Here is a 16,508-nt window from a genome sequence, read left to right on the forward strand (position 1 = left end):
CTGGCTGCGCCTCGTCGGCACATGCCAAACGCACAACGCCCGGCCACTCAGGTCGGGCGTTGTGCGTTTAGAGGAACTGCCCGCCGCCGGGCTTGCCGCTACTCCTGCCGGTGCTGCAGGCCGAAGGAGCGGCTGATGTTGAACCCAAAGTAAATGTCGCCGTCGAAAAAGTCGCCCGTGGTGCGCGGCAGGAACAGCGGCTCCACCATGCCCTGCGCGTTGGTGAGGTGCAGCTGAAACACGTGCCCGCCGGTTTCGATGTCGAAGCCCAGCGCCAGCGGGTTGCGGGCCTGCCGGGCTGTTTCGGCCGATAGCACGTAGTAATACTCCGCCGTGAGGGCCATGCGCTTGGTGATTTTTTGGCGCACGGCCCCGCCCAGGGCGTACACGTCGTTGTCGTCGGTGGGGTGCGCGACCAGGTTGCGGTGCACGAGCGTGGGCATGAGCTGCACCGAGAGGGCGGGGCTGAACTTGCGGGCCAGCAGCGCCTGGTAAGCATACGCCATGCGCGCGGCGGTGCTGCGCTCGGCTCCGCTCGGGAACTTGAGCGTGGTGATGGTGCTGCTGACCAGCAGCGTCAAGGACACGGGCATGGCCCGCGCCCCGGCGTGCTGCCACAGCGCGCGGTACTTCACGAAGCCGTCGTAGGTTTTGTCCAGCGAGCTGCGCCCGATGCCCACGGCGAGGCGGTCGGTGAGGCCGTACTCCAGCCCCAGCCGGATAGTGGCCTGATCGAGCCCGAAAAAGTGGTAAGCCCCGCTGTTGAGCGTGCCGAAGCGGTGCCCGATCAGAAACTGCATGGTGCCGTCGGCCGGGGTCTCCACGGAGTGCCCGTTGACGATGCGCGTGCCCTCGAACGTGCCGGTGGCCCAAGCCGGCTTTTCCGGAGCTTGCTGCTCCAGCTGCTGCAGCAGATCGTCCTGAGCGGCGGCCGATTGGCCCAGGCCCAGCAGTGCCGCCGTGAAGTACCACCGCCGCAGCGGCCACGCGTAGAGAGGAAGCATACAGCCAAGCGGTTAGGGTTTAGGGCCGAGCCGTTTTCGAGGTTACCGGCAGTGCGTCGCCCGGGGCGCACACGGCGTACACGGCAACCGTCACGGTTTTGGCAATATGCTCGCGGACCAGGGCCGGTATGCCGATGTGGTAATCGGCCGGCGCCACCTCGAACCGGGCTTTGGCCACCAGCTGCCGATCCAGCATTTCCAGCGTGCCGGGTACCTGCACGCGTCGCTTCACGCCGTGAATGGTCAGGTCGCCTTCCACCACCACGCTCACCGCCCCGCTGGCCGGCAGCCCCTCGGCGGGTAGCTGCTGGATGCGTCCGCTGAACGTGGCCCGCGGATACTTGTCGGACTCCACGTACTTGGTGTTGAAGTGGGTCTGCATGAGGCCGTTGGCAAACACGAAGTCCTGCATGGCAGCCACGAAGGCCAGCTGCCGGCTTGCCAGATCGACGCTGGCGGCAACCTGGCTGTTGCGGGCGGTGATGTCCTCCAGCGGCGCGTGGGAAAAGAAGTCGATGGTGGCCGAGCGGGTGCTGTAGCGCTGCTGAGCAACAAGAGGCGCGCCGAGCAGCAACATGGCCAGCAGCAAAATAATGCTCTTCTTCATGGCAAGGCTTAATTGTCGGGCATGCCGGCGCGCACCCAGATCCGCACTTGGTTGATGTCACAGTCCGATAGCCGGGGCCCATCGTCGGGCATGGCCGGGTAGCCAGGCCGGTGCTCGATGACGCCCAGCAGCTGCCCGGTGCGCCCCAGCGTGAGCACGTCGTGGTGCCCGGTGACGCGCACGCCGCTCTCGCTGCGGGTGGGACCGTGGCAGCGCTGGCAGTGCTGGGCCAGCAGCGGCGCAATGGTGCCGGCGTACGTTACGCTGACGGTGTCGCAGGCACTGAGCTGCGGCCCGAACAGCTCTTCCTCGTTTTGGTAAGCGCAGCCGCTGACGCCCCAAAGGGCACTGGCTGCCAGGGCCGCAGGCACGAGCAGGCCGGCCACGCGGAACACACGCCGTGAGGACATTGGTCTTAAGAGTTGGGGCGGGCCGGGGCCCGCTACGGTGGGAAGAAAAATCAGAGGCCGTATTTCAGGCCTAGAAAAATGCCGCTGCTGCTCAGCCGCACCTTGCCCGCCCCCACGCCGCCCAGCGGCAGCTTCAGGTAAGGCTCGGCCTGCACGCCCCAGTGCGGAGTCAGTTGCCACTCGTAGCCGGCGGAGAGGTTCAGCACGCTGAAGAGGTGGTTGCCGCCCTTTTTCACGCGCCAGGTCTGCGAATAGTAGGTGCCGTAGTACGTATAATCGTACTCGTACTGCTCATCGCGCATCAGCAGGCTCGACAGCCCGCCACTCACGAACAGCTGCCCGCGCCGGCTCTGCCAGGCGTCTAGCCGCAGGTTCACCGGCACGTCGGTGATGCGGCAGACCGCTTCCACGTGCTCCACCGGGTAGGGCGGCGTGTAGGCCCACTGGTAGTCGCGGCCGCGGGCTTGATAATGCTTCACCGAGCTGATCAGGCCCACGTTCAGGCGCAGGCGGGCGTTCAGGCGGTACTCCGCCTGAACGCCCAGGTTGCGGCCGGGGCGCGTGTAACCCGCTCTGCGCACGGTGCTCAGCTCGGGCGCGTACAGCGCCGTGACAAAGAACCGGCTCGGCGGAGCTGGCTGCGGCAGGGCTTCCTGGGTTACTGCCGGGAGCATCGCGGGCAACTCTGCGCCAGCAGCAAGCAGCACCGAGCTTATCGGATTTAGGCTTGCCCACTCCTCCACGGCCGCCTCTGCAGTTGCCGGGGTAACTACCTTGTTTTCAGCAGCGCCGGCATCTTTGACCCAGGTATCGGCCGACCGCGCCATAACGGCTTGCTCAGGGCCAGCTGCTCGGCCTGCGCTACCCGAGGAGCCTTCCGGCTGAGAAATGTCACCATCAAGTGAACGAGCAAGGTGAGCCGATGCAGTAGCAGCAGGCGGCGCGCAGGCCGGTATCGAGCTGGCCGTGGCAGTCGGTGCGACGCCTAGCGACTCCGCCGATTCGGCAGGCCGGGCGGCTGGGTCAGCCGCCGCCGGCATGGGACGCCCCGGCAGCGTCATTCCACGCCGGGGCTGTTTGCCGATTACTCCCGGAGACTCCGTTTCGTTTGTCGGTGCAGCCGGTTGCGGCGGGCTTACAGCTGTGGCGAGCAGGCCACGCCCCACCAACCGCTGCTGGTGCCGGTCCGCACCAGCTTCCGCTGCCGCCGGCACTCCTGCCTGCATAGTTTGCGCTTCAGACTCCCCGGCAATCGGCGGTGTCACGTCCCCCGGCAGCGCAGATTCCGGGGCTGTGACCCGGGAACCGTTCCGGCCGGCTACCGGCTGGCCCGGCCGAGAAGCGCGGGCAGCGGCCGGCCTGGCAGCGTGCTTTGCCAAAGGCTTCAACACCGGCTCGGTGGTGTATTCGCGGTAGCCGCCCCAGAGCAGCAGGAGCACGGCCACGATGCCGACTTCCGCGGCGAACAGCCGGGCTACCTTCCGGTTGACCTGCTGCTGCACCCGGGCCTCGTCCAGCTTGTGTTCCATGCGCGCCCACGCCCCCAGGTTTAACTCGTCGGGGTAGTGCTCAGCGCCTTGCCGGAACAGCGCGTCGAGTTCGTCATCCGATAGTTCCGGCGTATGCATGGTGGCGGTTTTTAGCAAGGAGGGTTTTGAGGTGCGCCCGCGCCTTGGAGAGGTTGGACTTGGACGCGCCTACTGAAATGTGCAGCTGCGCCGCTATTTCCTCGTGGGTGAAGCCGTCGATGACGTATAGGTTGAACACGGCCCGGTAGCCGGGCGTGAGCTGGCTCACGAGCACGATGATTTCGTCGTAGCTCAGCGCGTCGAGGGCCGTGTAGTGGTCGTCGGCGTACTGCAGGGCCGGCGTGTCGTCGAGGGACTGTTGGTGGCGATGCTTTTCGGTGGCGCGGTACTGGTCGATGGCGGTGTGAATCATGATGCGCTTCAACCACCCCCGGAAGGTGCTGCCCAGCTGGTCGTACTTCGCAGTATCAAAGCGCGCCACGTCCCGAAACACCTTCAAGAACCCGTCGTTGACGGCTTCCATGGCTTCGTCGCGGGTACGGGCGTAGCGCAGGCAGATGCCCATGGCGTAGCTGTAGTACAGCATGTACAGCCGGCGCTGGCTGCCACGGTCCGCCCGCTGGCAGCCGCCGAGCAGGCCAAGCAGCAAATCGGGGTCGTGGTCGGGCTGAGCGGAGGACACGGCGTCGGAGGTGGTTACATCTGGCTACTCGCAGGCCCCCGGCCAAAAGGTTGCCCGTGCCCGAACGTATTTTCTTTCTCATAAAATACCGGAAAGAACCGAGCTTTCCACCGTCCGTTTTTGCGCTGATTACCAGCCCCCTTGCCGGTCATCGTAGCGCAGCAAGCTGCCCGGTTCCTCCTGGAGGAATTCCCACTGGAAGATTGCATTCAAGCAGATGCCTTCCTGCTTCCCGAAGTGCGCCTTCGTGCGAATTAGCCCGCGCCACGGCCTGCTCCGCGTCTGCCAAATGGAAGTGGTCTTTCGGCATAACTGCTCCGTCGGGTGGGCCCGGACACAGCCAAAGCCGCCCGACCCACGCAGGTCGAGCGGCTTGGCTTCCCAAACAAAAGCTGGCTGACCAGGCCACAAAAAAGGCCGCTCATTGCTGAGCGGCCTTTTTAGGCAGGTGCGCTGTGGCCCGAACTAGGCCGTAGCAGCGGTGTTGAGTTTGGGCGCAGCGGCGTCCGTCGGGGCGCCGGGCTGGCCTTTTTCCTTGCCGCCCGTCGTGTCCAGAATCAGCGGGGCTGCGATGAACAGCGAGGAGTAAGTACCGATGATCATACCCACAATCATGGCGAAGGAGAACGAGCGCAGCGTCTCGCCGCCGAAGATGAACAATACCACCACCACCAGCAGCACGGTGGTAGCGGTAATCATCGTACGGGAGAAGGTGCTGTTCAGGGCTGGGTTCACCACCTGGGCAAACGTCAGGTTGGGGTTTTCGTGCAGGTATTCGCGGATACGGTCGTAGATAACCACCGTGTCGTTCATGGAGTAGCCGATAACCGTCAGCACGGCCGCCACGAACACCTGATCCATTTCCAGGTTCAGGCCGAAGGCGTGCGCAATCGGGTACGAGGCAATTACGAACAGCGCGTCGTGGATCAGGGCGACTACGGCGGCCATGGAGTACTGCCACTTATCGAAGCGGAAGAGTACGTACACGAAGATGGCCAGCAGGGTCAGGCCCAGGCTCAGCACCGAGGTTTTCTTGATGTCGTCAGCAATGGTGGCGCCTACTTTCGAGGTGCTCTGCACCACCGGGTTCTTGTCGGCGAATTGCGCCAGGCCCTTGTCAAGGGCGGCGCGCACCTGCTTGTCGGCCACTACGCTCTCGTCATCGGCCAGGTAGCCGGTGGTGATGCGCAGGCGGTCAGCCGAGCCGTAGGTTTTCACCTCGGTGCCGGCGTTCTGGAAGTCGTCGAGCAGGGCTTCCCGCACGTCGGACGACACCATGGTCTGCGAGAAGTCCACCACGTAGGCGCGGCCGCCGCGGAAGTCTACGCCCAGGTTCGGGCCGCCCTGAATGTACATCAGCACGAAGCCGATAACGATGATGGACGACGTGAGGGCGTAGGCAATTTTGCGCTTGCCCACGATGTCGAAGTTCACGTTCTGGAACAGGTTACGCGAAATAACCGTCGAGAAGGTAATGGCGCTTTTTTCCTTGCCCTTGGTCAGCCACTCGATGATGAGACGCGACACGAACACGGCCGAGAGGAAGGAGGTGAATACCCCGATGCCCAGCGTGATGGCGAAGTTCTGCACGGGACCCGTACCGAAGAAGCCCAGGATGATGGCGATGATCAGCGTCATCACGTTCGAGTCGAAGATGGCCGAGAAAGCGCGCGAGTAGCCCTTGTTGATGGCGTCCTTGAGCAGCAGTCCGTGGTTAAGTTCTTCGCGGATACGCTCGAAGATCAGTACGTTGGCATCCACCGAGGTACCAATGACCAGCACCATACCGGCAATGCCGGGCAGCGTGAGGGCCGTGCTGAACTGGGCCAGCACGCCCAGAATCAGGAACATGTTGAAGAGCAAGGCGGCATCGGCCACGAGGCCGGCACGGCCGTAGTACAGGGCCATGAAGACCATGATAACCGCCAGACCAGCCAGCGAGGAGTACAGGCCCTGGTTGATGGCTTCCTGGCCCAGCGACGGGCCTACCACGGCTTCTTCCACGATGCGCGTGGGGGCGGGCAGCTTACCCGACTTCAGCTTGGTGGCCAGGTCCTGGGCTTCGTCGATGGTGAAAGAGCCCGAGATGCTGGAGTTGCCGCCGGCAATTTCGCCGTTGACGCGCGGGGCCGACTGCACCAGGTCATCCAGCACGATGGCGACCTGACGGTTTACGTTGGCGGCCGTCAGCTTCTGCCACTTTTTGGCGCCCGTGGGGTTCATCTGCATCGATACTTCCGGCTGACCGCCCTGGTCGTAGTCCTGGCGGGCATCGGATACCACTTCGCCGCCGATCGGGGCCTGCCCGTCGCGCGACTTGCGGATCGGGTAGATGGTCAGGAACTCTTTCTTGTCAATCAGGTCGGGCTTGGAGCCCCACAGGAAGGTCAGGTTCGGGGGCAGCACGGCGCGCACTTCCGGCTGGGCCAGCAGGTCGTTGACGCGGGCGGTGTCCTGCAGGCGGGCGCCGAGGGTGCCCGGGCCGATGGCCGTCAGGTAGCGGAACAGGCCCTGGCCCTGCTGGGCCGCGGCGCTGGTGTCTTTGGCGGCAGCGGCTTTGTTTTTGTTAGCCAGCTGCGCGGCCAGCGAGGTGGTATCGGCAGCGGCGGCGGCCGTAGCGGCGGTGTCGGTGCCGGCCGGCGTAGCAGCGGCCGTGGCCGGCGTCTTGCCCAGCTTCTCCTGCGCGATGATCAGTTCGTTGGCCTGGCCGAGGAAAGGTGCGATTTCGTCCACGTTCCACACTTCCCAGAACTCCAGTTTGGCCTGGCTCTGGAGCAGCTTGCGGATACGGTCGGGGTTGTCGACGCCGGGCAGCTCTACCTGGATGCGGCCGGTGCCCTTCACGCGCTGGATGTTCGGCTGGTTCACGCCGAACTTGTCGACGCGGGTACGCAGGATGGTGAAGGCGCGCGTAATGGCTTCCTCCACTTCCTGGTCGATTTCGCGCAGCACTTTTTCATCCGTCGAGGTCGACTCGATGCCGCGGCTGCGGTTGGTGGTGTTGGCGAAGATGCGGGCGAGACGGTCGCCGGGCGCTACTTCGCGGAACGACTGGGCAAACAGGGCCGTGAACGACGTGCCGGGGTTCTGCTTCTGCAGCTCCTGGGCGCGGCGCAGGGCCTCGTTGAACTTCGGGTCTTTAGAGTTGCCGGCCATGGCGCGCACAATCTCCACCGGCGATACTTCCAGCGTCACGTGCATGCCGCCCTTCAGGTCGAGGCCGAGGCCCAGCTCCGAGGCGCGCACGTCGCGGTATGTGTAATCGGCACCGAGTACGCTGGTTACGGGAGCACGCCACACCGAGTCGAGGTAGTGCTGACGCTTGCTTTGGTCCACCTGCCCGTTGCGGGTGGCGTACGTCACGGCATCGGCCTGCACGCGGCGCGACACGAACGTGAAGTAGAGGAAGTAGACGCACAACGCCGACACGATAAGCGTCAGCGTAATGACTAAACCTTTATTACGCATTGAAAAAGGGGTAAATGAATTGCGGGGTGTGAGCTTACCGCGGCCCTATGGGTCGGCGGTAAAGGGCAGCGCAGGGCCGCCGTGCGGCTGACGCAAGCAGGCAGAACCCTGCTTCCGGTAGCCGGCCTGCCGCGCGGTGGGCGGCTGCGGCCGGCAGGCCGGCTCCGCTAGGGAGCGTGCGGCGACAGCGCCGCTTCCAGCAGGCGCGTGCGGAACCAGTCGGGAACGGCCGAGGGCCGTACGGCGGGAGCCTCGGTCCGATGCCAGGCAATTCGGGGGAGTGCCGCCGGGGCTGCGGGCTCCCAGGCTTCGGCCGCGGGCAGCAGCCACGGCGCCAGCTGGCTGGTGGCTTCCAGCGTCACCTTCTGCTTCACCACCGTGCCCTTGGGCACGCTCATCACCCGCGGGGTGCCCGCCTTGGCCGCGCTGACGCGGAAGGTGGCCACGGCCTGGTTGTTCAGCCCGACCACCAACAGCAAGGTGGCGGCCAGCAGGCTGAAGCGCAGACGGGGGAATATGTCGGTGAAAAACAGCACGATGCGAAGCAAGGGCTACAAATATAGCTATTCCTGCTGCGTCAGGAAAGGGCTTAGGCCGGCGAACCGGGCCGAAACTGGACTTTTCCCGGCTCCATTGACCCGATACACAAAAGCCCGGCGCGTCTGTCAGACGCGCCGGGCTTGCCAAAAATTCAGTTTGAGGGGTTAAAACTTCACCCCCACCGAGCCCAGGAAATTGCGCGTGGCCTGCGGGAAGTACCAGTTGAAGGTTTGCGGCTGCCCGGCGGCGCCGGGGTAGCCGTAGGTGTAGCCGTTGGTCACGTACTCGCGGTTGAGCAGGTTGTTGACCAGCAGGCCCAGCTCGATTTCCTTCACGAACGACGGCCGGATGCTGTAGCGCAGGCGCAGGTCGAGCACTTGGTAGGGAGCAATGCGCCGCTCCTGGCTGGCCGTGTTGTCGAGAAACTGCTCGCTGACGGTTTTGTAGAGCAGCGCCACTCGCAGGCCCTTCAGCGGCTGTCCTTCCAGCGTGTGGGCCGATACCACTGCCGGCGAGTAGGAAATGGTGGTCGTGCGGGCCACGTCGCCAGGCAGGCTGTCGTTGCGGTAGTTCAGGATGCGGTTGCGGCTCAGCGTGAGCGTGCTGCTCAAGCTGAGGCGGTCGGCCGCCGAAACAAACCCCGACAGCTCCACGCCGGTGCGGTAGCTGCGGGCCACGTTGGTGCGCAGCGCCGTGCCCACGTCGTTCAGCTGGCCGGTAGCTACCAGCTGGTTGCGGTAGTTCATGTAGAAGTAGTTGGCCTCGAAGCGCACGGCCGTGCGCGGCCCGAGCAGCGAGGTTTCGGGCAGGCTCACGCGGTAACCGCCCTCAAAGTCCTGGAGCTTTTCCGGCTTGGCGGTGACGTCGCCAGCGGGGCGGTCGGTGAAGTCGGCGCGCACCGGCTCGCGCTGGCCGATGGCGTAGCTGGCGTACAACTGCTGACCCTCGGCCAGGGTGAAGGTGGCGCCGGCCTTGGGGTTGAAGAAGGTGTAGTCGACGTGGGTGGTCACGTCCACCACGCCCTTCAGGGCCCGAGGCGAATCGGGCTCGTGCTCCACGCCCTCGATGTCGTACTGGATGCGACGCAGCTGCACGTCGCCGTACAGGCCCAGGCGGGGCAGCACCTGCCAGGTGGCGCGGGCGTAGCCGTTGTAGTCGGTTTTCTCGGCGTCGTTGAAGTAGTAGCGGTGGCGCAGGCTGCCGTTGGAAGCGTACTGAGCCCAGATGATTTCGCCGTAGTGGTCGTTGCGGAAGCGGTTCCAGGCGCCGCCCACGGTGGCCTGCAGCCGGTCGTCGTCCTTGGGCTGGTAGTTCAGGGCGAAGGTGCCGCCGTAGAAGTAGTTGTCGAGCCACTTGCGGTCCACCAGGTCGGTGCGGCTGATGGTCTGGCCGCCGACGACCACGTTGTCGAGCCCGTAGGCCGCGAGGCGGCGGCGGGCCCGAAAGCTCTCGTAGTAGCCGAAGCCGCGCGTCAGGTGCGCGGTGGCGCCCAGGTTCCAATTCTCGCCCAGGCCCTGGGCCAGGTGCAACTGGTAGTGGTTCTGCTGGTAGTTGTCGGTCTGGTTGTCATAGGTGTAGTAGCTGAAGCGGCGCCCCTCGCGCAGGGCCCGCTCGGCTTCGGCCTCCGACAGCTCGAAGTTGTCGACGAACTGCTGCTTCAGGGCCGGGCTGCGCGTCAGCGCAAACTCCGGCACGCCGTTCCAAGCCTGGTAGGTTTTCTCGCGGCCCGAGAAGGTGATGAACTTGAGCAGGGTGTTTTTCTGCTGGTAGCCGGCCGCGAAGTAATACGACTTCAGGTCCGACGAGGCGCGATTCATGTAGCCGTCGGTGGCAATGCGCGAGAGGCGCCCGTCGAAGGTGAAGTACTTGCCCACCAGCCCGGTACCGAACGACACGTTGTTTTTCCAGGTGTTGAACGAGCCGTAGGTATTCTGGGTCTCGGCGTAGGCTTCGCGGCGGTTGTCGAGCGTGGAGATGTTGATGCTGGCCCCGAAGGCCGCGCTGCCGTTCTGGCTGGTGCCCACCCCGCGCTGAATCTGCAGGGAGCTGATGGACGAGGACAGGTCGGGCAGGTTCACCAGGAAAGAGCCGTGCGACTCCGCGTCGTTCAGCGGCACCCCGTTAATGGTCATGTTGATGCCCGTGTTGCTGGTGCCGCGGATGCGGATGTCGGTGTAGCCGACGCCCGCGCCGGCGTCGGAGGTCACCACCACCGAGGGCGTCTGATCGAGCAGGTAAGGCAGGTCCTGGCCGAAGTTGCGCTGCTGCAGCTGCTCCCGGCTCACGTTGGTGTAGGCCGTGCCGGTGCGGTCGTTGGCGCGCTGGGCCGTTACCACGGCTTCGCCGGTGAGCACGGCCGCGGGCAGCAGCAGCAGGCTCAGCTGCTGGGCCTCGGGCTGGCCGGTGAGCCGGCGCGACAGGGCTTCGTAGCCCACAAAGGTGATGCGCAGCTCGTGCGGGCCGGCCGCTACGGCCGGCAGCTGAAAGCTGCCGCTGGCATCGGTGGTGCCCACGGGCGTGCCGTCGAGCAGAATGGTGGCTCCGGGCAGGCCTTGCTGGCTGCGCCCGTCGGTGAGGGTGCCGGCCACGGGCCCCTGGGCCCAGGCCACGCCGAAGGGCAGGCACGCAAGCAGCGCTGCCCCGGGCAGTTTTCGAAACGTAAACAACGTGTGAATGGAAAAGATGGAACGAAGCCACACCCCAGGGGTCGGAGTGGTGGTTTGCTCGCTCGCGGACCGTTTATTCCCTTCGCCGGTACTAGCCGAATCAGGTTCAATGGGTATGATCTCAGCTCTGCTGCGTAACGCAGAGCACCCCTAAACGCGGCGTAAAGGTAGCGCGGTGCGGTGGCTGCTGCAAGTTCCTGTTTTGAGAATCCCGCTGGTGTCAAAATAGGAAGCGGTAAAATGCTACTGACCATGTACTAATCCAAGTATAATTGGTAGGTTGCGGCTTTCCTCACCTTTTTTAATCCATATATGTCGCATTTCGACAGTACCATTCGGGTTGGTTATTATGATGCTTTCAGCGTGGAAGGCATCGACCACACGTACGCCATCCTTGCCCACGGCGACGATACGTACGCTTTTCCCTGCTTCGGCGACTTCGCCACGGCCACCAGCGGCCCCGGGGCCCGCGGCAACGCCAACATCAAGTACCCGGTGGACATGTGGACGCCCTACGCCATCGGCTCGCAAAACGTGGGCTCGACGCGCGGCGCCAACCTGTACGTGGCGCTGGGCATGGCCCAGTTTTCCCTGAACCCGGCGTACAACTGGAAGGTGGCCGATTGGCCCGAAGGCTCGCAGATCGGCGGCACGGCCTGCTGGGCCGGCATCGTCTACGGCGTGTCGGGCGTGTGTCAGCAGGCCTGCAACCGGGTGCTCTGGTCGACCAGCACCCAGGAATTTGAGTTTACGCCCGTCAACTGGCCCCCGAGCTTCTCCGGCACCTATTGGGTGTATGGCTACTGGGGAGCCACCACGCAGCTGGCCGCCGACATCCTGGCCTCCAGCCTCGTGCAGCGAGCGAGCCAGCAAGGCACCCTGGGCCGGGCGGCCTTCACCGCCCCGGCGGCCGACCCCGATTTCCTGCGCGAAAACGCCCGCCTGCTACGCGAGTCGCTGCGGCAGCCCGTGTCGCAGCCCGAGCGGCAGCTGGAAATCGAGCACCTCCTGCAGGCCTCCCTCGCCCAGGGCCTGACCGAAGCCAACGCCCGGCCGGCAGCTCTGACCGACGCGGCCCCGGGCCGGAGCCTGGGCGGCATCACCGAGCGCGACGCGGCATTCCGGGCCGTAAAAACGGAACTCGATACCCAGCTGCTGCGCGAGGAAATCAGCCACGACGAGTACGCCGCCCGGTTAAACGGGGCGTTCCAGCACCTGGTCACCGAGCTCCAGGATGCGCTACCAGCCCCCACTTTCGCACGGCTGTTTCCCGAACACGCCGCCGGCCGGGCCGTGGCGCTGATCAACCGGGAGCAGATGCCTGAAAGCTACTTAGCGCACCAGGAGTTGGCGCAACTTTAAGCCCCGCGCCGCCGGACTCCTGCTCACGCCCCGGGAAACCACTTCCCGGGGCTTTTTTTGGGCCTGCAGCCCAAGCCTGGCGCCGCGGCCAGCGCACGTCTGCCCGATCTGCAAACCCGCCCAAAACCTTGGATAAACCACTACGGTTTAGTATATTATCCTTGATGCGCTACTCCACCAAAAAAGCGCGGCGCACCAAAACCACGCCGGCCCTTGTCCCGTTACCAGCAACATAGCCGGCGTTTCGGTGCCGGCTCCCATCCAGCCGACCACCGCCATGATCAGCCTTGTTTATTCCCTTGTGGTGCTCACCATTCTGGCCTATTTCATGGTGATGCCCCGCCCCGCATCTTCCCGTCCGCCGGCTACCGACAGCGACGACGACGGTGGCGAACCGCTCGACGATGGCCTGCCGGACCTAGACCTGCCCCCGGGCATCTCACGGCCCATCAACGACTGGGAGCCCGACTACAACCGCCGGCCGGTTCGGCCGCGGGAGCCCGCCTTGCTTTAGCGGCTCAGCCGCCAGCGGGCAGCCCGCAGCTCATGCGCACGTAGGGTATCGGCCCCTTGTGAAAGGGCTGCCCTTCCACCGCAAATCCGAACTTCTGATAAAAGCCGGCTTTCTCCTGCCGCGCATCGCACCAAAGCCGCCGGGCACCGCGCCGGGCGGCTTCGCGCATTAAGTGCCCAAGCAAGGCCGAGCCCAGGCCCCGCCCCTGCCAGTCGGGGCGGGTGGCAAACTTGCGAAAGTGCGCCTCTTCCCCGTCCACGAACAGCGACACGACGCTCAGCAGCTCGTCGCCTACCAGCGCGCCGAAGTGCAGGCCCTGCGCGTCGTCGGGCAGCTGCACGTAGGCGGCGGGCTGCTCGGGCCAGAGCACCTGGTGGCGCAGGGCATACGTGCGGCTGGCCGGAATCAGCTCGATGCGGGCCTCCACGCCTACTCGACGGTGATGGTGTATTGGGCGCTGAACGTGGCGCCGGGCGCCAGCGTCATGATGCCCTCCTTGTCGGCCAGCTCGCCCGGTGCGCCCACGCTGCTGGCAATGCCGTGCCAGGGCTCGATGCAGACGAAGGGCGCTTCGGGGCCTTTGGTCCAGAGGCCGAGGTAGGGAAAGCCGTCGAACTGCATCTGCACGGCGCGGGCCGAACGGCGGCTGGCCAGCGCTACGCGCGTGAAATCGTAGTGCTTGAACACCAGCGCATCCTGGCTGAACAGCTCGTAGCTCAGCGGTAGCTCGGCGGCGTTGGCCAGCACGGTTGCCGTCTGGCCCGTGAGCAGGCCGCCCCGCAGCAGGTGCCGCTCCAGCTGCACCGGGTGGTCGAAGCGGAAGCTGTAATCCTCGAACCGCTCGTCGGGCAGCAGCGGGCAGCGAAACGCGGGGTGCGCGCCGATGCTGAACAGCAGCTCCGCGTCGGGGGCGGGGTTGTGCACCTGCCAGCTCACGTGCACGGTATGGCCCTGCAGGCGGTGGCCAATGGTCAGCTCAAAGGCGAAAGGAAACACCGCGCGGCTCTGCGCGTCGTCGCGCAGGCGCAGCTGCACGTCGGTGGCCGAGGCCTCCACCAGCTCAAAAGCCCGGTCGCGGGCGAAGCCGTGCTGCGGCAGCCGGTAGACCTGGCCCTGGTGGTAGTAGGTGTCGTCGGGCAGGCGGCCCACGATGGGGAAGAGCACCGGCGCGTGCCGGCCCCACACGGCCGCATCGGCGGGCCAGATGTACTCCAGCGCGCCCAAGTCCTTGCGCACGAGGCTGCTGAGTTCGGCGCCGTGGGCGTTGATGCGCACGCGGCAGAGGTCGTTTTCGAGGAAGTAAGCACTCATGGGGTGGGGCGTTGGCGGTAAAGGGTGGGCGGCGCGGCGGCCGTACGCTGCAGCAGCTCGTCGACCAGGAAACGGGCCTGCTCCAGCCGGCGGGCCTCGTCGCCGCTGATTTCAGCGAAGTTCGACAGCTGCTCGTTCAGCTCGCGGCGGTACAGCTCGTAAAAATGCTGGCGCAGGTGCGGATGCTCGCGCTGCGGGTCGGGCGCCCACGGAATGTCGGTGCCCAGCAGCAGAATCAGGTCGTAGCGGCGGCGCGCCATTTCCGCCCGGATCCAGTTGGGGCACTGCCCGAAGGCGTGTTCGGTCCACACCTTGATGACCAGCAGCTCCGTGTCGCAGAACACCACCGGCAGGCCGGCCGCGGCGGCCTGGGCCGCGGTGGCGTCCTCGGCGGCCAGCTGCCCGCGGGCCATGGCTTCCACGTCGGCCAGGGTGTACTCGAGGCCGAGGTGGTGCTCGTCGAGGTAGTGGCGGGCGTACTCAGGCACCCACAGCGTGCCGTAGGCGGCGGCCAGCTGCCGGCTCAGCGTGGTTTTGCCCGTCGATTCGGGCCCGGTGAGGGCGACGCGCAGCATCAGCGGGCGCGGAAGGGAAGGTAGAGCATCGGTCAGCGGGCAGAATCTTCGAGGGCGGTGGCGACAGGCGGCACGACGGGCGCGCCGGCCGTGGCCTCCGCCTGCCGCGCCAGCCGCCGCCACTGCCAGTAGCCGTATACGGCGAGGCCCAGAAAAATCACGTATTGAATGCTGAAGAGCACGATGCCGCGGTGCCAGTACAGCCCCACGTACAGCACGTCGACGCCAATCCAGAGCAGCCAGTTTTCCAGCTTTTTGCGCGCAATCTGGTACTGCGCGGCAATGCTCACGGCCGTGGCAAAGTTATCCACGTAGGGCGCGGCCGCGTCGGTATACCGCTCGAAGAGGTAGCCGAAAACGGCGGTAAAAGCCACCACAAAGGCTCCGATCAGCAGCCAGAGCCGCAGGCCGGTGCGCGTGACGGGCAGCTCGGGTACTGCCTCGCCCGGGCGGCGGCGCACCCACACCCACCAGCCGTAGGCGCCCAGCACGATGAACACGCCCTGCAGGCCGGCATCGGAATACAGGCGGGCCCGCACGTACACCACGGCCGCCAGGGCGCAGGCCACGATGGCCACGGGAAAGTTCCACACCGACGAGCGGGCCACCAGCCACACGCAGGCCAGCCCCGTGACGAAGCCCCAGATTTCGAGGGCGGAACTGGCCAGCACCGCCGCCCAGAGTTCAGACCAGAATGCTGCCAAGAAGCGCGAAGAAACCGGAAGTACGATGGCCAGGCGGGCCGGCCGGTACCGACGCCGCGGCCAAAGCTAGCGACTCGCAGGCTACTTTTGCGGGTGTAAGGGGAGGCGGTGCACCGGCACGCGTCCGTTCTGCGCGCGGGCACTGCGGGGCCCCGACTTCCCCACCGTCAAACTCCCCGTCTCGCCGCCTCCCCATTCCGCCGCATGTCTGTGCCCGAACTCACCCCCGAACAACTCCGCGACCGGCTGGCCGCCGGCGAAACGCTGCAGCTGGTGGACGTGCGCCAGCCCGAAGAATTTGCCTACTGCCGCATCGAGGGCAGCCAGCTGATTCCGCTGGGCGAGCTGGCCCGCCGCGCCGACGAAATCCGCGACGACCAGCCGGTGGTGCTCATCTGCCACCACGGCGTGCGCTCCATGCAGGCCCTGGCCTACCTGCAGCACCGCCACGGCCTGCCGAACCTGCTGAACCTGCGCGGCGGCATCCACGCCTGGTCGGTGCGAGTGGACCCGCAGGTGCCGGTGTACTAAACAGCGAGCTTAATCTTTGGCGCGGCCTGCCGAGCCCCGCGAAGCATCTCTATCACCTCGTTGTAATGAGGCTGTTTAGAAAGTACATTGAACGTCATGCTGAGCTTGTCGAAGCATCTCTACCGCTTCGTCAGGGCCGTTCAACGAAGCGGTAGAGATGCTTCGACAAGCTCAGCATGACGTTCTCACAAATTTCGACAACTTTCTAAACAGCTTCAATGCTTGGCACGTCCTGCTGAGCGCAGTCGAAGCATCTCTACCGCTTCGTTGCGTACCATCGGACGAAGCGGCAGGGATGCTTCGACTGCGCTCAGCAGGACGGCCTTTGCGTATGCTTATTTTATGCTTCGGTATATGAACCGGGAAAGGAAAACTGCCCGGCCCACGCAAACAAGCTATATTCCGCCTCTCATGTATAACGCGTGTTTATGGCTTCCTTTTTTCGTCGATTGGGGCAAGTGGCGGGCTTACTCGCCGCTGCCCTGCTGCTCGGGCTAAGCCCAGGAACCGCCCAGGCCCAGGCCCCGGCGTTCGACCGCGCCCAGGTGGTGGGCGCCGCCCCCGCCGGCAACGGCAACAGCACCGTGACGGCCCTGGCCCTGGAC

At 65.4% G+C, this 16,508-nt stretch carries 15 protein-coding genes and 1 riboswitch; of the genes, 3 read left to right on the forward strand and 12 right to left on the reverse strand.

Annotated features, from left to right (window positions below):
- Nucleotides 1–98: 98 nt before the first annotated feature.
- From ACYVKQ_RS15980 to ACYVKQ_RS16015, 8 genes are all read right to left on the reverse strand, one after another.
- On the reverse strand, nt 99–1,004 hold the full coding sequence (locus tag ACYVKQ_RS15980; protein WP_460676359.1) for a DUF5777 family beta-barrel protein: 906 nt from the start codon (nt 1,002–1,004) through the stop codon (nt 99–101).
- A gap of 19 nt (nt 1,005–1,023) precedes the next feature.
- A complete protein-coding gene (locus tag ACYVKQ_RS15985) occupies nt 1,024–1,611 on the reverse strand; it encodes a YceI family protein (protein WP_460676360.1) in 588 nt (195 codons plus the stop codon).
- A gap of 8 nt (nt 1,612–1,619) precedes the next feature.
- Complete coding sequence (locus ACYVKQ_RS15990) at nt 1,620–2,021, reverse strand: c-type cytochrome (RefSeq protein ID WP_460676361.1); 402 nt, start codon at nt 2,019–2,021, stop codon at nt 1,620–1,622.
- 50 nt (nt 2,022–2,071) lie between these two features.
- Entirely contained in the window at nt 2,072–2,695 is a 624-nt protein-coding gene (locus ACYVKQ_RS15995) for a hypothetical protein (protein ID WP_460676362.1), read from the reverse strand.
- Between the two features lie 928 nt (nt 2,696–3,623).
- Nucleotides 3,624–4,232 (reverse strand): RNA polymerase sigma factor, encoded by a 609-nt coding sequence (locus tag ACYVKQ_RS16000; RefSeq protein WP_460676363.1) that lies wholly within the window; start codon nt 4,230–4,232, stop codon nt 3,624–3,626.
- A gap of 465 nt (nt 4,233–4,697) precedes the next feature.
- The gene (gene secDF, locus ACYVKQ_RS16005; protein ID WP_460676364.1) at nt 4,698–7,700 is read right to left on the reverse strand and encodes a protein translocase subunit SecDF; all 3,003 of its coding nucleotides are present in this window, start codon (nt 7,698–7,700) and stop codon (nt 4,698–4,700) included.
- 167 nt (nt 7,701–7,867) lie between these two features.
- Complete coding sequence (locus ACYVKQ_RS16010; protein WP_460676365.1) at nt 7,868–8,236, reverse strand: hypothetical protein; 369 nt, start codon at nt 8,234–8,236, stop codon at nt 7,868–7,870.
- 168 nt (nt 8,237–8,404) lie between these two features.
- On the reverse strand, nt 8,405–10,906 hold the full coding sequence (locus ACYVKQ_RS16015) for a TonB-dependent receptor (protein WP_460676366.1): 2,502 nt from the start codon (nt 10,904–10,906) through the stop codon (nt 8,405–8,407).
- A gap of 58 nt (nt 10,907–10,964) precedes the next feature.
- Nucleotides 10,965–11,068, reverse strand: a riboswitch (TPP riboswitch).
- A 150-nt stretch (nt 11,069–11,218) separates the two neighbouring features.
- Between ACYVKQ_RS16015 and ACYVKQ_RS16020 the strand changes: the two genes are divergently transcribed.
- Both ACYVKQ_RS16020 and ACYVKQ_RS16025 read left to right on the forward strand, forming a co-directional pair.
- A complete protein-coding gene (locus ACYVKQ_RS16020; RefSeq protein WP_460676367.1) occupies nt 11,219–12,268 on the forward strand; it encodes a hypothetical protein in 1,050 nt (349 codons plus the stop codon).
- 277 nt (nt 12,269–12,545) lie between these two features.
- A complete protein-coding gene (locus ACYVKQ_RS16025; protein WP_460676368.1) occupies nt 12,546–12,782 on the forward strand; it encodes a hypothetical protein in 237 nt (78 codons plus the stop codon).
- 4 nt (nt 12,783–12,786) lie between these two features.
- Here ACYVKQ_RS16025 and ACYVKQ_RS16030 read toward each other — a convergent pair whose 3' ends face one another.
- Genes ACYVKQ_RS16030 through pnuC form a run of 4 tightly spaced genes read right to left on the reverse strand, consistent with a single transcriptional unit; the run spans nt 12,787 to nt 15,372 of the window.
- Complete coding sequence (locus ACYVKQ_RS16030; protein WP_460676369.1) at nt 12,787–13,209, reverse strand: GNAT family N-acetyltransferase; 423 nt, start codon at nt 13,207–13,209, stop codon at nt 12,787–12,789.
- A gap of 2 nt (nt 13,210–13,211) precedes the next feature.
- Entirely contained in the window at nt 13,212–14,093 is an 882-nt protein-coding gene (locus ACYVKQ_RS16035; protein ID WP_460676370.1) for an aldose 1-epimerase family protein, read from the reverse strand.
- Nucleotides 14,090–14,668, reverse strand: a complete 579-nt coding sequence (locus ACYVKQ_RS16040) for an AAA family ATPase (RefSeq protein WP_460676371.1) — start codon at nt 14,666–14,668, stop codon at nt 14,090–14,092. The genes ACYVKQ_RS16035 and ACYVKQ_RS16040 overlap by 4 nt, the downstream gene beginning before the upstream one ends.
- A 32-nt stretch (nt 14,669–14,700) precedes the next feature.
- A complete protein-coding gene (pnuC, locus tag ACYVKQ_RS16045) occupies nt 14,701–15,372 on the reverse strand; it encodes a nicotinamide riboside transporter PnuC (protein WP_460676372.1) in 672 nt (223 codons plus the stop codon).
- 204 nt (nt 15,373–15,576) lie between these two features.
- Here pnuC and ACYVKQ_RS16050 point away from each other — a divergent pair, with 204 nt between their 5' ends.
- A complete protein-coding gene (locus tag ACYVKQ_RS16050) occupies nt 15,577–15,903 on the forward strand; it encodes a rhodanese-like domain-containing protein (protein WP_460676373.1) in 327 nt (108 codons plus the stop codon).
- Nucleotides 15,904–16,508: the final 605 nt, after the last annotated feature.

This window comes from Hymenobacter coalescens, from assembly GCF_054783195.1.

Coding starts and splice junctions, on each gene's coding strand:
- secDF (WP_460676364.1), bottom strand. CDS start 7,700: ATGCGTAATAAAGGTTTAGTCATTACGCTGACGCTTATCGTGTCGGCG.
- ACYVKQ_RS15995 (WP_460676362.1), bottom strand. CDS start 2,695: ATGCTCCCGGCAGTAACCCAGGAAGCCCTGCCGCAGCCAGCTCCGCCG.
- ACYVKQ_RS16025 (WP_460676368.1), top strand. CDS start 12,546: ATGATCAGCCTTGTTTATTCCCTTGTGGTGCTCACCATTCTGGCCTAT.
- ACYVKQ_RS15985 (WP_460676360.1), bottom strand. CDS start 1,611: ATGAAGAAGAGCATTATTTTGCTGCTGGCCATGTTGCTGCTCGGCGCG.
- ACYVKQ_RS16040 (WP_460676371.1), bottom strand. CDS start 14,668: ATGCTGCGCGTCGCCCTCACCGGGCCCGAATCGACGGGCAAAACCACG.
- ACYVKQ_RS16050 (WP_460676373.1), top strand. CDS start 15,577: ATGTCTGTGCCCGAACTCACCCCCGAACAACTCCGCGACCGGCTGGCC.
- ACYVKQ_RS15990 (WP_460676361.1), bottom strand. CDS start 2,021: ATGTCCTCACGGCGTGTGTTCCGCGTGGCCGGCCTGCTCGTGCCTGCG.
- ACYVKQ_RS16020 (WP_460676367.1), top strand. CDS start 11,219: ATGTCGCATTTCGACAGTACCATTCGGGTTGGTTATTATGATGCTTTC.
- ACYVKQ_RS15980 (WP_460676359.1), bottom strand. CDS start 1,004: ATGCTTCCTCTCTACGCGTGGCCGCTGCGGCGGTGGTACTTCACGGCG.
- ACYVKQ_RS16035 (WP_460676370.1), bottom strand. CDS start 14,093: ATGAGTGCTTACTTCCTCGAAAACGACCTCTGCCGCGTGCGCATCAAC.